The following is a 14,542-nucleotide window of genomic DNA, read 5'->3' on the forward strand; positions in this document are numbered from 1 at the left end:
CACCGCCGTCCACGAGGCCGTCACCGTCGGCGCCTCCGCACCCGTCTCGGACCTCGCCGCCCGCCCCGAGACCGTGACCGCCGCCTACACCGAGGCCAGACGCTGCCTGGACGCCCTGCGCCTGCTGAGCCGCTCCGGGGACGGCGCCGCCGCCGAGGACTTCGGGTTCCTGGGACTGCTGCTGGCCGGCGACCGGGACATCGCCGGCTTCGTCGACCGCACCATCGGCCAGGTCGTGGCCTACGACGAGCGGCGCGGCACCGAACTGCTGCGCACCCTCGACGCCTACTTCGCCTGCGGCATGAGCCCCGCGCGCACCAAGGACGAGCTCCACGTCCACGTGAACACGGTCGCCCAGCGCCTGGAACGCGTCGCCCGTCTCCTCGGCGACGACTGGCAGAGCCCCGCCCGCACCCTGGAGATACAACTGGCCCTGAGACTGCACCGGTTGTCGGCCCCCACACAGCGCTGACCCCCACATAGCGCTGACCCCTGCACGGCGCTGACCCCCGCACGCGGGAGGCGTACGGGGGTCCGGGGGCGCGGCGGTCAGGCGGTACGCGCGCCCTCGGGACGGGCGTCGGCCGGCTCCTCCGCGCCGTCCTCCCCGGTCGCGACGTCGGCGAGGTCCCGGTGGCGGGTCTCCTTGGCGACGCCCACGGCGAGCAGCGTGAGCAGGACCGAGGCGATGACGTAGAGGGAGATCGGCGTCGAGCTGTCGTACTCGGACAGCAGCGCGGTGGCGATCAGCGGCGCGGGGGCGCCCGCCGCGACCGAAGCGAACTGGGCGCCGATGGAGGCACCGGAGTAGCGCATCCGGGTCGCGAACATCTCGGAGAAGAAGGCCGCCTGGGGCGCGTACATCGCGCCGTGCAGCACCAGGCCCACGGTCACCGCGAGGAGGAGGCTGCCGAACTGCCCGGAGTCGATGAGCGTGAAGAACGGGAACATCCACAGCCCGACGCCGGCCGCGCCCAGCAGGTACACGGGGCGGCGGCCGATCCGGTCCGACAGCGCACCCCAGGCCGGGATGACCGCGAAGTGCACGGCCGAGGCGATCAGCACCGCGTTGAGCGCCGTCTGCTTGGACACGTCGGCGGCGGTGGTGGCATAGACGAGGATGAAGGCCGTGATGACGTAGTAGCTGATGTTCTCCGCCATCCGCGCGCCCATCGCGATCAGCACGTCACGCCAGTGGTGGCGCAGCACGGCGACGAGCGGCAGCGGTTCGGCCTCCGCCTTGCGGGCCTCCGCCTGCGCCAACGCCTGCTTGAAGACGGGGGATTCGTCGACGGACAGCCGGATCCACAGGCCGACCATCACCAGCACGCCGGACAGCAGAAAGGGGATGCGCCAGCCCCAGTTGGTGAACGCGGCGTCCGACAGCAGTGCCGTCAGCGCCGACAGCACACCGGTCGCCAGCAACTGCCCGGCCGGCGCACCGGTCTGCGGCCACGAGGCCCAGAAGCCGCGGCGCCGGGCGTCCCCGTGCTCGGACACCAGCAGCACGGCACCGCCCCACTCGCCGCCGAGCGCGAAGCCCTGCACGAGCCGCAGCACGGTCAGCAGCACGGGAGCGGCCGTGCCGACGGTCGCGTGCGTCGGCAGCAACCCGATCGCGAAGGTGGCCCCGCCCATCATCAGCAGGCTCAGCACCAGCAGCTTCTTGCGGCCGAGCCGGTCACCGTAGTGCCCGAAGACCAGCGCGCCCAGCGGACGGGCGGCGAAGCCGACGGCGTAGGTCAGGAAGGAGAGCAGGGTGCCGACCAGCGGGTCGGAGTCCGGGAAGAACAGCTTGTTGAAGACGAGGGCGGCGGCGGAGCCGTAGAGGAAGAAGTCGTACCACTCGATGGTGGTGCCGATGAGGGACGCGGCGACGATGCGCTTGAGGTTGCCGGGTGTCGGGGGAGCGGATGCTGCGGAGGCCATGTGCGCCACTTCCTCGTGTGCGGTGGGGACGGTACGTGTCGGCACACCGTAGGAACACGCAGGTCAAGCGCACATGTGGCGGGGCACCATAGTTCGGGGGCCGGGTATGCGCGCGGCCACTATGCCGGGCTCACGAAGGAGCGGCCCCGACAGCCGGGCCCGATCCATCTTTGAGCGTTCCTGAGTGATTCCGTTGGAACATGTTCCGTGCTAGCTTCCTCAGCACCTCGGGCCCGGAGGTTCCCACCCGGGCCCGGGCACCGGGTTCCGATCCCGCGTTCCGCACTGCTCGACTCCCGTGTTCCGCACTGCTCGACCGACCCCGCACGGATGTCCGCGCCCTCGCTCCCGCCTGCGTCACGGCGCGCTGACATCCGCGTGCCGTCCTGCCCTGGAGAGGTCCGATGCGACGCATCATCGCCTGCCTGGCGGTCTTACTGGCGCTGGCCGGAGGCCTGCTCGTCACCGGTACCGGCACCGCCGCTGCCGCCGTCGTCCCCAAGACGCCACCGCTGACCACCCCGTGGACCGGTCAGGTGTCCACCACCGACCCGCTGCCCGAGTACCCGCGCCCGCAGATGACGCGGCCCGACTGGCAGTCCCTCAACGGCGAGTGGGAGTTCCTCAACCCGCCCACCGACAGCGCCGGAAACGTCGACCGCAACGCCGCGCCGCCCGTCGGGCAGACCCTGCCCGAGCGCATCCTCGTGCCCTACCCGGTGGAGTCGGCGCTGTCGGGCATCATGCGCAACGACAACCGCGACCTGATGTTCTACAAGCGCAGCTTCACCGTCCCGCAGAACTGGACCGGCAGACGCGTCCAACTCCACTTCGGCGCCGTCGACTTCGAGGCCACCGTCTGGGTCAACGGCACCCAGGTCACCACCCACAGGGGCGGCTACGACCGCTTCGAGGCCGACATCACCCCGCAGCTGAAGGCCGGCGCCAACGAGCTGATCGTGCGCGTCTACGACCCGACCGACGGCCGGGGCGAGAAGCAGCCGGTCGGCAAGCAGACCAACAATCCCAGCGGCATCTTCTACACGCCCACCTCGGGCATCTGGCAGACGGTGTGGATGGAGCCCACGCCGGCGTCGTCGGTCTACTCCGTCGACATCCGGCCCAGCCTCTCGGACAACACCGCCCGGGTCCGTGTCTTCACCCGCGGCAACGTCGACGGGCACACCGTCCTGGCCGAGGCACTGAACGGCACGACCGTCGTGGGCCGCGCCACCGGCGCCTTCACCGAGTTCTCCGTGCCCGTGCCGGACGCCCGCCGCTGGTCACCCGACGATCCGTTCCTGTACGACCTGCGGGTCACCCTGCGCAACGCCTCCGGTACCGCGGTCGACACCGTGACCAGCTACTTCGGCATGCGCGAGATCGGCAAGAAGATGCTGAACGGGGTCATGCGCCCCACCCTGAACGGCGAGTTCGTCTTCCAGATCGGCACGCTCGACCAGGGCTTCTGGCCGGACGGCCTCTACACGGCCCCGACCGACGCCGCGCTCGCCTCGGACCTGGAGAAGCACAAGGACCTGGGCTTCAACATGGTGCGCAAGCACATCAAGGTCGAGCCGGCCCGCTGGTACTACCATGCCGACCGGCTCGGGCTGCTGGTGTGGCAGGACATCCCGTCCACCGTCCCGTTCGAGCACAGCCGCACGGCCGCGCAGACCGCGCAGTTCGAGACCGAGGCCCGCGAGATCATCGACGAGCACCGGTTCTCCCCGGCGGTCGTCACCTACGTGCCGTTCAACGAGGGCTGGGGCGAGTGGGACCTCGCCGCGACCCGGCGTGTCACCACCGACCTGGAGAACTACGACCCGAGCCGTCTGATGAACCCGCACAGCGGCTACAACTGCTGTGACTCCCGCGGCGATCCGGGCACCGGCGACATCATCGACTGGCACGTCTACACCGGCCCCGACGCACCACGCCCCTCGGACACCCGCGTCTCCGTCCTCGGCGAGTTCGGCGGCATCGGCCTGCGCAACCCGGGCCACGAGTACAGCCCCAACGGTCAGTTCTTCGCCTACGAACAGGTCTCCAGCCCGGCGCAGCTCAACGACCGGTACACCGGCATGGTCCGCGACGTCCAGCGGCTCATGACCACCAAGGGCCTGTCCGCGTACGTCTACACGGAGATCACCGACGTCGAGGGCGAGTACAACGGCCTGTTCACCTACGACCGGCGCGTGCAGAAGGTCGACACCAACCAGCTGCGCCAGGCGCACGGCGCGCTGATCGCGGCCTCCCGCAACCTGAACGCCTCGCCGGCCCTCACCCTGGGCCACGTCCGCTCCTTCAAGGTGACCACGCCCGGATTCACCGACCGCTACCTGCGGCACTCCAACTCCCTGGCCCGCACCGACGTCCTGACCAGCGCCTCCGCCGACGGCGCCCGCCAGGACGCCTCCTTCCGCACCGTCACCGGCCTCGCCGACCCGCGCTGCTACAGCTTCGAGTCGGTCAACTTCCCCGGCCGCTACCTGCGTCACGCCGACAGCCGGGTGCGTGTCGACGCGGACACCGGGGGTTCGTTCGCCGCGGACGCGACGTGGTGCAGCCGGCCCGGGCTGGCCGCGGGCGGCACCTCCTTCGAGTCCAAGAACTTCCCCGGCCAGTACCTGCGGCACTACGCCGACAACGTGTACCTCGCCCGCAGCGGCGGCCCCAACGCCTGGGACACCGCCGCGTCCTTCGCCGCCGACGCCACCTGGAACCTCGGCGATCCGGCGTTGTGGCGCAGCTCCGTCCAACTGCCCACCGACGTCCGCAAGTCGCTCCGCGTCACCACCTGGGGCCACACCAACCGCTACCTGCGGCACGCCGACGGTCTCGCCAACACGGAGATCGTCGACGCCGGCAGCAGCGCCCTGCTCAAGCAGGACGCCACGTTCACGATCCGCCGCGGGCTCGCCGACTCCTCCTGCTACTCCTTCGAGTCGGTGAACTACCCCGGCCAGTTTCTGCGGCACGCCGACAGCCGGGTGCGCAAGGCGCCCGACGACGGCACCGCGCTGTTCCGCCAGGACGCCACCTTCTGCGCCCGGCCCGGGCTCGGCGGCACCGGGGTCACCTTCGAGTCGATCAACATCCCCGGCTCGTTCCTGCGGCATCACGCCTCGCAGGTGTACATCGCCTCCGGCGGCGGCACCGGCGACGTCTACGACCGCCCGCAGACCCTCACCGCCGACAGCACGTGGGCCGTCGAGGCGCCGTGGGCACCCTGACCCCTGCTCGTGGGACTGGGCGCGGCCGGCCTCGGCTTCACCGGCCGGCCCGTCCTGGTCGTGCTCACAGGGGCGCCGCCCGGACGCGGGCCGGCGTGGCTGTCCGTGTCAGCCCGTCGGCGCGTCGGTGAAGAAGCGCAGGAAGCCGTGCGGGGCGTCGTCGCCGAACATCAGCGTGTGGAGGCCGGCGGCGTCGTCCGCCTCGGTGGCGGCGCGGGGGAACATCGCCTCCTCGTACGCGGTGAGCGCGGCCTCGATGTCGCCGGGGTGGGCGGCGATCGCCTCGCCGAGTTCGGCACCGTCGTACATGGCCAGGTTGGCGCCCTCGCCCGACGGGAGCATCAGGTGGGCGGCGTCGCCGACCAGCGTGACCCCGGGCACGCGGTCCCAGCGGTGACCGGCGGGCAGGGTGTACAGCGGGCGCAGGACCGGGTCGGTCTCGCCCTCGGTGATCAGCGCGGTCAGCTCCGGGGCCCAGCCGTCGAACTCCCGGGCGATCCGTACGGCGGCGCCCGCGGGATCCGTGAAGTCGACGCCGTCGAACCAGTCCGTCGAGCGGCGCAGCGCCACGTAGGTGTGGAGGGTGCCGTCGTTCTCCCGGTGGGCCTGGATGCCCCTGCCGGGCGCGAGCGCGAACATCGCACCGTCGCCGACCGCCCGCGCGGTGGCGGCGTGCCGGGTGTCGGCGTCGAAGAGGTACGTCTCCACGAACGACGTGCCGGTGTAGACGGGGCGCGCGTCCGACAGCAGCGGACGGACCCGCGACCAGGCGCCGTCGGCGCCGACGAGGAGGCCGGTCCGTACGGTCGTCCCGTCCGTGAACGTCACCTCGTGGGTGCCGTCGTCCAGGGTGCGGACCGCGGTGACTTTCTGTCCCCAGCGGACGGTCCCGGCGGGCAGTGAGTCGAGCAGCAGGCGGCGCAGGTCGCCGCGGGGGACCTCCGGACGCCTGCCGGTCCCGTCGTCCGGCTGATCGAGGAGGACCGTGCCGTCCGGGGCGAGGGCGCGGGACGCCTCGCCGCCCGGCCGGACCAGGCCGAGGAACGCGTCGAACAGGCCGGCGGCCTTGAGGGCGACCTGCCCGTTGTGGTCGTGGATGTCGAGCAGCCCGCCCTGGGCGCGGGCCGTCGGTGACGCCTCCGCCTCGTGGACGGTGACCGGGATGCCGTGGACGTGGAGGACGCGGGCCAGGGTCAGCCCGCCGAGCCCCGCTCCGATGATCGTGACGTGGGTGGACATGGTGTTCTCCCTCATGGGTCGGGTGCCTGCCGGGTCGTGCCCGGCCGACCACTCTGGAATGCCGTTCCACCAACAGCCTGGAACCTCGTTCCAGGCAATGTCAAGCTGGAACGAGGTTCCATAGCGCACACTCCGGGACGCGCTGGAACGTGATTCCAGTGATATGGGAGTATGGGCCGCATGGCACCCAGGGCACGTCGCCCCGAGCGACGAGAGGAACCGCTCACCCGGCAGCGCATCGTCGAGGCCGCGATCGACGTGCTCGACACCGCGGGCGCGGGCGGCCTGACCTTCCGCGTGCTGGCCGAGCGCCTGGCCACCGGGCCCGGCGCGATCTACTGGCACGTCGCCGGGAAGGACGAGCTCCTCGCCGCCGCCGCCGAGGCGGTCCTCGCCGAGGCCCTGGCCGCGGGCGCCGCCGCGACCACGCCCGATGAGGCCATCCGAGCCCTCGCGCTCGACGTGTTCGACGCGATCGACGCCCATCCGTGGATCGGCACCCAGCTCGCCCTCGCCCCCACCCGGGCGCCGATGCTGGGGGTCTTCGAACACCTCGGACGGCAGGTCCAGGCGCTCGGGGTGTCCGGCAGTGCCCGGTTCACCGCCGTGTCGGCGCTGCTGAACTACATCCTCGGGGTCGGCGGACAGAACGCGGCGAACGCGCGCGGCGTGGACCCGGCCACCGACCGCACCCAGTTCCTCGGGGCCGTGGCGGACACCTGGGCACGGCTCGACCCCGACGAGTACGCGTTCACCCGCGGTATGGCGGACCAGTTGCGCGAGCACGACGACCGGGAGGAGTTCCTCGCCGGGATCGACCTCGTCCTCGCCGGGATCACCACCCGGCTCACGACCCCCTAGTGGGCCGGGTGCGGCGCGGAGCCAGGGCGGCTCCCCACGACGCCCGACCACGCCTTGTCACCGCGACGACAACGGATGTATAACGTTGTAAAACCAGCGCGGGGGCTCGACGCACGGCTCACGGTGACGTCACCGGACCCGCACCGGCCGCCCGGGTCGGGCCGCCCAGGGAAGGGAATGCCGTGCGGGTCAGCCTCAAGGACGTCGCCGCGCACGCGGGAGTGTCCATCAAGACCGTCTCCAACGTGGTGAACAACTTCCAGCACGTCACCCCCGCCATGCGAGAACGCGTCCAGCGCTCCATCGACGAACTCGGCTACCGGCCCAACCTGGCCGCCCGGCACCTGCGGGCCGGGCGCACGGGCATCATCGCGCTCGCCCTGCCCGAACTCGGCAACCCCTACTTCGCGGAACTCGCCGCGGCCGTCATCGACACGGCGGCCGACCACGACTACACCGTGCTGCTGGACCACACCGGCGGACGACGGCAACAGGAGCTCCTGGTCAGCCAGGGCTTCCGGGCGCGGGTCATCGACGGACTGATCCTCAGCCCCATCGAGCTGGAGACCGAGGACCTGCGCGACCGCACCGACGACGTCCCGCTGGTGCTGCTGGGGGAGCGGGACTACGACCTGCCCTACGACCACATCGCCATCGACAACGTCGCCGCCGCCCGCGTCGCCGTCGCCCACCTGGTCGGTCTGGGGCGCCGGGAGGTGGCGTTCATCGGTGCCCGGCGCGGGCGCAACGAGCCGGCCCAACTGCGCGTACGCGGCTGGCGCGAGGAACTGGCCGCCGCCGGACTCCCCGCCGACGAGGGCCTCGTGGCCGCCACCGACGGCTGGGGGCACGCGGACGGCGCGGCGGCCATGACCCGCATCCTCGACACCGGAAGGCGCCCCGACGCCGTCTTCGCCTACAACGACCCCATGGCCATCGGTGCGATGCGGGTGCTCCACGCGCGGGGACTGCGGGTGCCCGAGGACATCGCGGTGGTCGGCTTCGACGACGTGGTCGAGGGACGGTTCGGGGCGGTGACCCTCACGTCCGTCTCCCCGGACAAGGGAGCCATCGGCCGGCTCGCGGTGGAGTCGGTCCTCGCCCGGCTCGGCGGCGCCGCTCCCGCATCCCGGCGCATCTGGGCGGACTACCGGCTGGTCGAACGGGAGAGCACGCTGGGGCGCGGCGCTGCGGACGACACAACGGGCGGCTGACACGGGGGTGTTCGTCCACGGCGTCACGCGGTGAGAGAACGCGGGAGACGCCCCCCGGCGCGCGCGGCGCAGGGCCGCAGGCGGGCCGCTCCGCTCGCTGACATCGTTATCGGCACGGATGCCACCGTCTCCTGCACAAGGGGTTTACAGCGTCCTTGCAACGATGTAAAAACCCTCTTGCGGCGCACCGGACACGGTTCCCGCGCCAGGGGGGTCGGCCGGTGGTGTTCGTCGTTCGGTTCCCCATTCCCTTTCAGCGTTCGCCCGGATCGGGGTCACCACCATGCAGCGCACCACTCCTCGTCGTTCCGTCCTCGCCCGTCCTGTGCTCGTGGCCCTGGCCGCCGCGGTGGCTCTGACCGCGACCGCCTGCGCGAAGACGGAGGACGACACGACGGACAGCAAGCAGTCCGAGACGGCCGCCGGCGCAGAGCAGAAGGTCGCCACTCCGAAGCCCGGCAGCAAGACCTGCACCATCGACGCCTACGGCGCCGAGAAGATCGACCTGAAGAACGCCACCGTCGGCTTCTCCCAGTCGGAGAAGGAGGCCAACCCGTTCCGCATCGCCGAGACCCAGTCCATCAAGGACGAGGCGAAGAAGCGGGGCGTCAAGCTGCTGACGGCCAACGCCCAGTCGCAGTTCTCCAAGCAGATCAGCGATGTGCAGAACCTGCTGGCCAAGGGCGCCGACCTCCTGGTGATCGCGCCGCTCAACTCCGACGGCTGGGACCCGGTGCTCCAGGCGGCCGCCGCCAAGAAGGTCCCGATCATCACGATCGACCGCAAGATCAACGCGAACCCCTGCAAGGACTACGTCTCCTTCATCGCCTCCGACTTCGTCGAGCAGGGCCGCCGCGCCGCCGACCAGATGATCGAGGCGACGGGCGGCAAGGGCGAGGTCGCCATCCTGCTCGGCGCCGCAGGCAACAACGTCACCACCGAGCGGACCAAGGGGTTCAAGGACCGGCTCGCCGAGAAGGCCCCGGACCTGAAGGTCGTCTTCGAGCAGACCGGTGACTTCGCCCGCGAGAAGGGCCAGCAGGTCACCGAGCAGCTCATCCAGTCCAAGCCGGACATCAAGGGGGTCTACGCCGAGAACGACGAGATGGGCCTCGGCGCCGTGACCGCCCTCAAGGGCGCCGGCAAGAAGGCCGGCGACGTCAAGATCGTCACGGTGGACGGCACCCGCAACGCCGTGCAGGGTGTCGCGGACGGCTGGATCAGCGGCGTCATCGAGTCCAACCCGCGCTTCGGACCGCTGGCCTTCCAGACGCTGGACACCTTCACCAAGGGCGAGGGAGTCCCGCAGGACATCGTCATCGAGGACGGCGCCTACAACGCCGACAACGCCAAGCAGGACATCGGCAAGGCCTACTGATCCTCCTCCGGGGCCCGGACACCCGGGCCCCGGCCCCTCTCATCCCTTCCTTCCTGGAGGCACAGGTGGCACCCCCCGCCGAAGTCCTCGCCGTCCGCGGACTCAGCAAGACCTTCCCCGGCGTCCGGGCCCTGGACGACGTGGACCTCACCCTGCACCCCGGCGAGGTGCACGCCCTGATCGGCGAGAACGGCGCCGGCAAGTCGACCCTCATCAAACTCCTCACCGGCGTCTACCGGCCCGACGCGGGGGAGATCACCTTCCAGGGCCGCGAAGTCTCCTTCGCCACGCCCTTGGAGGCGCAGAAAGCCGGCATCTCGACCATCTACCAAGAGGTCAACCTCATCCCGCTGCTGAGCGTGGCCCGCAACCTCTTCCTGGGCCGCGAACCGCGCACCCGCTTCGGCGTGCTGGACATGGCCCGCATGAACCGCGAGGCCGAGGAAGCCCTCCGCGCGTACGGCGTCCGCGTGGACGTGCGGCAGCCGCTGCGCACCCTCGGCGTCGGCGCCCAGCAGATGGTCGCCCTGGCCCGCGCCGTGGCGACGGACGCCCGGGTCGTCATCATGGACGAGCCGACCTCCTCGCTCGAACCGCGCGAGGTGGAGACCCTGTTCTCGGTGATCCGGCGCCTGCGCGACGCCGGCATCGCCGTCGTCTACGTCAGCCACCGCCTGGACGAGCTCTACGCCATGTGCAGCACCGTCACCGTGCTGCGCGACGGACGCCGCGTGCACCACGGCCGGCTGGCCGACCTGGACCGACTCGCCCTGGTCTCCACCATGCTCGGCCGGGACCTGGGCGACGTCCGCGAGGAGGGGGCGACCAAGTTCTCCGGCGACCACCAGGCCGCCGACACCCGGCCCGTCCTGACGGCCGAGGGCCTGACGGTCCCGCACAAGCTGCACGACGTCTCCGTCAGCATCCGCCCGGGCGAGGTCGTCGGCCTGGGCGGCCTGCTCGGCTCCGGACGCACCGAGACGGCGAAGGCCATCTCCGGTGCGCTGGCGAGGAGTTCGGGCGAGATAACGGTCGCCGGCGTGCCGCTGCGCGGCGGTTCGACCCCGGCGGCCATCCGCGCGGGGATCAGCCTCCTGCCCGAGGACCGCAAGAGCGAGGGCATCGTGCCGGGGCTGTCGGTCCGCGAGAACATCGCGCTCGCGGCGCTGCCCCGCCTCTCCCGCTTCGGCCTGGTCTCCGAGGCCCGCGTCGACAGCATCGTGGACACCTTCGTCAAGCGGCTGCGCATCAAGGCGTCCTCCCCGCACCAGAAGGTCGGCGAACTGTCCGGCGGCAACCAGCAGAAGGTGCTCCTCGCCCGCTGGCTGGCCATGAACCCCAAGGTGCTGCTCCTGGACGAACCCACCCGCGGCATCGACGTCGGCGCCAAGGCCGAGGTGCAGAAACTCGTCGACGAACTGGCCGTGGACGGCCTGGGCGTCCTGCTCATCTCCTCCGACCTGGAGGAACTGATCGAAGGGTCCGACCGCGTGGTCGTACTGAAGGACGGTGCGGTCGTCGGCGAACTGACCGGCGACGACGTCACCGAGGACAAACTGATGCGCACCATCGCCGGCGGCGACCCGGCGCACGACGCGGTGAAGGAGGCGGCCACCGATGGCTGAGGCCACTCTCCGCACCCCGCCCCTGGACCGGGCCCGCGTCCTGCAATGGCTCCAGACCTACGGCGTGTACGCCGGCGTGGCCCTGCTCCTGGTCGTCAACATCGTCATCACCCCGCACTTCATGTCCGCGGAGAACTTCCGCACCCAGGCCGTCCAGGTCGCCCCCGTCATCATCGTCGCCCTGGGCATGGCCCTGGTCATCGGCACCGAGGGCGTCGACCTGTCGGTCGGCGCGGTGATGGCACTGGCGGCCTCCGTGACGGCCCTCTACCTCGGCTACGGGCTGCTGCCCGCCCTGCTGGTGGTGGCGCTGTTCGCCGCCGGTGTGGGACTGGCCAACGGGGCGCTGGTCGCGTTCGTCGGCGTCCAGCCCATCGTGGCCACGCTGGCCCTCATGGTCGGCGGCCGGGGCGTGGCCCTCGTCCTGCTCCCGCAGCTGGAGGACCTGCGCAACCCGGCGCTGGCCTCCCTCGGCTCCGGTGACATCGCCGGCGTCCCGTATCTGATCCTGATCGCCGCCGCACTCGCGCTGCTGGTCGCCTTCGTGGTCCGCCGCACCACCTTCGGCCGCCAGCTCCTGGCCATCGGCGACAGCCGGCCGGCCGCCCAGCTCGCCGGACTGCCGGTGCGGCGCGTCCTGATCATCGTGTACGTCGCCTGCGCGCTGCTCGCCGCGGTGGCGGGCGTGCTGGCCACCGCCCGCCTCCAGGCCAGCGACCCGACCTCGCTCGGCAACCTGATGGAGCTGTCCGCCATCACCGCCGTCGTGGTCGGCGGCACCCCGCTGACCGGCGGGCGGGTCAACATCGCGGGCACCGTGGCCGGAGCGGTGCTCATCCAACTGCTCACCGCCACCCTGATCAAGCACGATCTGCCGCCCTCGTGGACCCAGATCGCCCAGGCCATAGTGATCGTGTGCGCGGTCTACGCGGCACGGGGACGGGGGAAGCGATGACCGCCACCGGGACGGAGACGTCCGTGACCACCGCGAGCAACGAACCGACCGACGCCACCGCACCGGTGGGCTCCGCCCGCTCCGAGCGGCTGAGCGCCCTGGTCCAGCAGCACGGCGCGCTGGCGGTGCTGGTGCTCGTCTCGATCGTCGCCTCCTTCAGCTTCGACTCGTTCGCCACCGGCGACAACGTCTCCAACATGGCGACCGGTTCGGCGTTCCTCGCGATCGTCGCCCTCGGCATGACCTTCGTCATCATCACCGGCGGCATCGACCTGTCCGTCGGATCCCTCTTCGCCCTCGGCGGTGTCCTGGCGGCCTGGGGATCCCGCCACGGCACCCTGGTGGCGCTGCTGCTGCCCCTCGTGGTCTGCGGGCTCATCGGCGTCGTCAACGGCCTGCTGGTCGCCCGCTCACGCCTCGCTCCCTTCATCGTCACGCTGGCCGCCATGCTGGGCGCGCGCGGACTGATGCTCGCCATCACGGACGAGGGCGCGAACACGTACCTGATCGGCAAGGGCTCCTTCCTCGCCGAACTCGGACAGGGCACCACCCTGGGCGTCGGCAACCCGGTGTGGATCACGGTGGCGCTGTTCGTGGCGGGCGCCGTGGTCCTGCGCCGCACCCGCTTCGGGCAGCACGTGTACGCGGTCGGCGGCAACGAGGACGCGGCCGCGCTGATGGGCGTGCCGGTCGCCCGCACGAAGATCGCCGTCTACACCCTGTCCGGGGTGCTGGCCGGGCTGGCCGGCGCCCTCAACGCCGCCTGGCTCGCCTCCGGGGTGACCATCCTCGGCAACGGCATGGAACTGGACGCCATCTCCGCCGTCGTCATCGGCGGCACCCTGCTCACCGGCGGCCTCGGCTACGTCAGCGGTTCCCTGGTCGGCGTCCTGCTCCTGAAGGTCATCCAGAACATCATCAACCAGATCGGATCGCTGGACTCCTCCTACCAACTCGTGGTCAGCGGCGCCTTCCTGGCGCTCGTCGTGATCGCCCAGACCTGGCTGGGGCGCCGACGGCAACTGATGTGAGGCAGCTCGGACACGGCGGCGGCCGGTGCCCTTCCCGGGCACCGGCCGCCGCGTCGTCAGTAGCCGGGGGCTACGGCTTCTCCTGCGTGTGGAGCGCGCTCACCTCCTCGGCGGTGAGCGCCTTGTCGTAGGCGTGGACCTCGTCGACGGCGCCGTTCCAGAAGTCGGTGTCCTGACCGTTCCACTGGGCGCGGCCGACGGCGAGGGGGCCGGAGGCCGCGTAGTTCGGGCCGGCGGCCGCGGTCGCCGCCAGCGTTCCGTCGACGTAGAGCTTGATCTGGTTGCTCGCTCCGTCGCGCACCCCGACGAGGTGGTACCAGCGGCCCGTCTGCGGCGTGACGGCCAGCCGGGCACGCTTCTCGCCGGGCGTGCTGAAGGCGAACGCGCCCTGGCCGTACTGGAGATAGAAGGGGCTGGCCTGGTAGCGGCCGTCCTGGCTCACGGCGGTGGCGTAGTTGCCCGGGAGCCCGTCGAGCCTCACCCAGGCGGAGACCGAGTAGCTGCCGGCGGTGTCGAGCACCGGGCCGTCCGTCTGGGCGGACTGCGCCACGCCGTCGAACTTCAGCGCGCTGCCGCTGACACCGGGCGTCCAGGTGGTGCCCTCGGACAGCCGCAGGTTCCTGCCGTTCGGGCCGTCGTCCTTCGCGGCGGTGCCCGTGCCCTCGTCGAGGGCCCAGTGGGCGCCGCCCTTCAGCTCCGGCCGCTCGCCCGCGGCGGCACCGGCCGCGATGACCTTGCGGTTGATCTCACGCACCCGGACCGGGTCGACCTTGATGTCCCGGCGGTCGTACGTGTACAGGCCGTTGAGCTCGTTCTCCAGGTCGGTGATCTGCGTGTACACCGAGCCCGACAGTTCGGCGCCGGCCTGGGCCAGGTAGAACTTCTCGGTGTTCTCGACGTACTTGCGGGTCAGCGCCTCCTTGTCGGCGACGCCGCTGTAGATCACGGTCGGGGCGCCCGGCCACATGTGGCCCGGGGTGCGCAGGGTGAAGCCGCCGTGCTCGCCGTCCAGGGCGGCCCGGTGGTCGGGGAACGGCGGGTCCTCGTTGTTGTAGTCGTGGTGGTCGGCGTAGC

11 protein-coding genes are annotated in these 14,542 nt (G+C 71.4%); 8 read left to right on the plus strand and 3 right to left on the minus strand.

The window, feature by feature from the left end; translation table 11 throughout:
- The coding region (locus tag GTW67_RS23335; protein ID WP_161166758.1) for a PucR family transcriptional regulator at positions 1-472 on the plus strand (472 nt) is incomplete at its 5' end.
- Positions 473-549: 77 nt separating this feature from the next.
- Here the strand turns inward: GTW67_RS23335 and GTW67_RS23340 are convergent.
- Complete coding sequence (locus tag GTW67_RS23340; protein WP_161166759.1) at positions 550-1,929, minus strand: MFS transporter; 1,380 nt, start codon at positions 1,927-1,929, stop codon at positions 550-552.
- Between the two features lie 404 nt (positions 1,930-2,333).
- On the opposite strand from GTW67_RS23340, the gene GTW67_RS23345 reads away from it, so the two are divergent.
- The gene (locus GTW67_RS23345) at positions 2,334-5,165 is read left to right on the plus strand and encodes an AbfB domain-containing protein (protein ID WP_161166760.1); all 2,832 of its coding nucleotides are present in this window, start codon (positions 2,334-2,336) and stop codon (positions 5,163-5,165) included.
- Positions 5,166-5,273: 108 nt separating this feature from the next.
- Here GTW67_RS23345 and GTW67_RS23350 read toward each other — a convergent pair whose 3' ends face one another.
- On the minus strand, positions 5,274-6,404 hold the full coding sequence (locus tag GTW67_RS23350; protein WP_161166761.1) for an FAD-dependent oxidoreductase: 1,131 nt from the start codon (positions 6,402-6,404) through the stop codon (positions 5,274-5,276).
- Between the two features lie 180 nt (positions 6,405-6,584).
- Between GTW67_RS23350 and GTW67_RS23355 the strand changes: the two genes are divergently transcribed.
- The 6 genes from GTW67_RS23355 (at position 6,585) to GTW67_RS23380 (ending at position 13,468) form a co-directional block, all read left to right on the plus strand.
- Positions 6,585-7,265, plus strand: a complete 681-nt coding sequence (locus GTW67_RS23355) for a TetR/AcrR family transcriptional regulator (RefSeq protein WP_161166762.1) — start codon at positions 6,585-6,587, stop codon at positions 7,263-7,265.
- A gap of 182 nt (positions 7,266-7,447) precedes the next feature.
- The gene (locus GTW67_RS23360; protein WP_161166763.1) at positions 7,448-8,479 is read left to right on the plus strand and encodes a substrate-binding domain-containing protein; all 1,032 of its coding nucleotides are present in this window, start codon (positions 7,448-7,450) and stop codon (positions 8,477-8,479) included.
- A 283-nt stretch (positions 8,480-8,762) separates the two neighbouring features.
- Positions 8,763-9,857: an ABC transporter substrate-binding protein gene (locus tag GTW67_RS23365; RefSeq protein ID WP_161166764.1), complete on the plus strand. Its 1,095-nt coding sequence runs from the start codon at positions 8,763-8,765 to the stop codon at positions 9,855-9,857.
- A gap of 65 nt (positions 9,858-9,922) precedes the next feature.
- The gene (locus GTW67_RS23370) at positions 9,923-11,482 is read left to right on the plus strand and encodes an ATP-binding cassette domain-containing protein (RefSeq protein WP_161166765.1); all 1,560 of its coding nucleotides are present in this window, start codon (positions 9,923-9,925) and stop codon (positions 11,480-11,482) included.
- Positions 11,475-12,437, plus strand: a complete 963-nt coding sequence (locus GTW67_RS23375) for an ABC transporter permease (RefSeq protein WP_161166766.1) — start codon at positions 11,475-11,477, stop codon at positions 12,435-12,437. Before GTW67_RS23370 ends, GTW67_RS23375 begins: the two co-directional genes overlap by 8 nt.
- Entirely contained in the window at positions 12,434-13,468 is a 1,035-nt protein-coding gene (locus tag GTW67_RS23380; RefSeq protein WP_161166767.1) for an ABC transporter permease, read from the plus strand. Before GTW67_RS23375 ends, GTW67_RS23380 begins: the two co-directional genes overlap by 4 nt.
- Positions 13,469-13,538: 70 nt before the next feature.
- On the opposite strand, the gene GTW67_RS23385 is transcribed toward GTW67_RS23380, so the two are convergent.
- Positions 13,539-14,542 (minus strand): LamG domain-containing protein (locus tag GTW67_RS23385; RefSeq protein ID WP_161166768.1); only part of this gene is annotated, 1,004 nt, incomplete at its 5' end.

It is taken from the genome of Streptomyces sp. SID5910 (assembly GCF_009862125.1).
Taxonomy (GTDB): Bacteria; Actinomycetota; Actinomycetes; order Streptomycetales; family Streptomycetaceae; genus Streptomyces.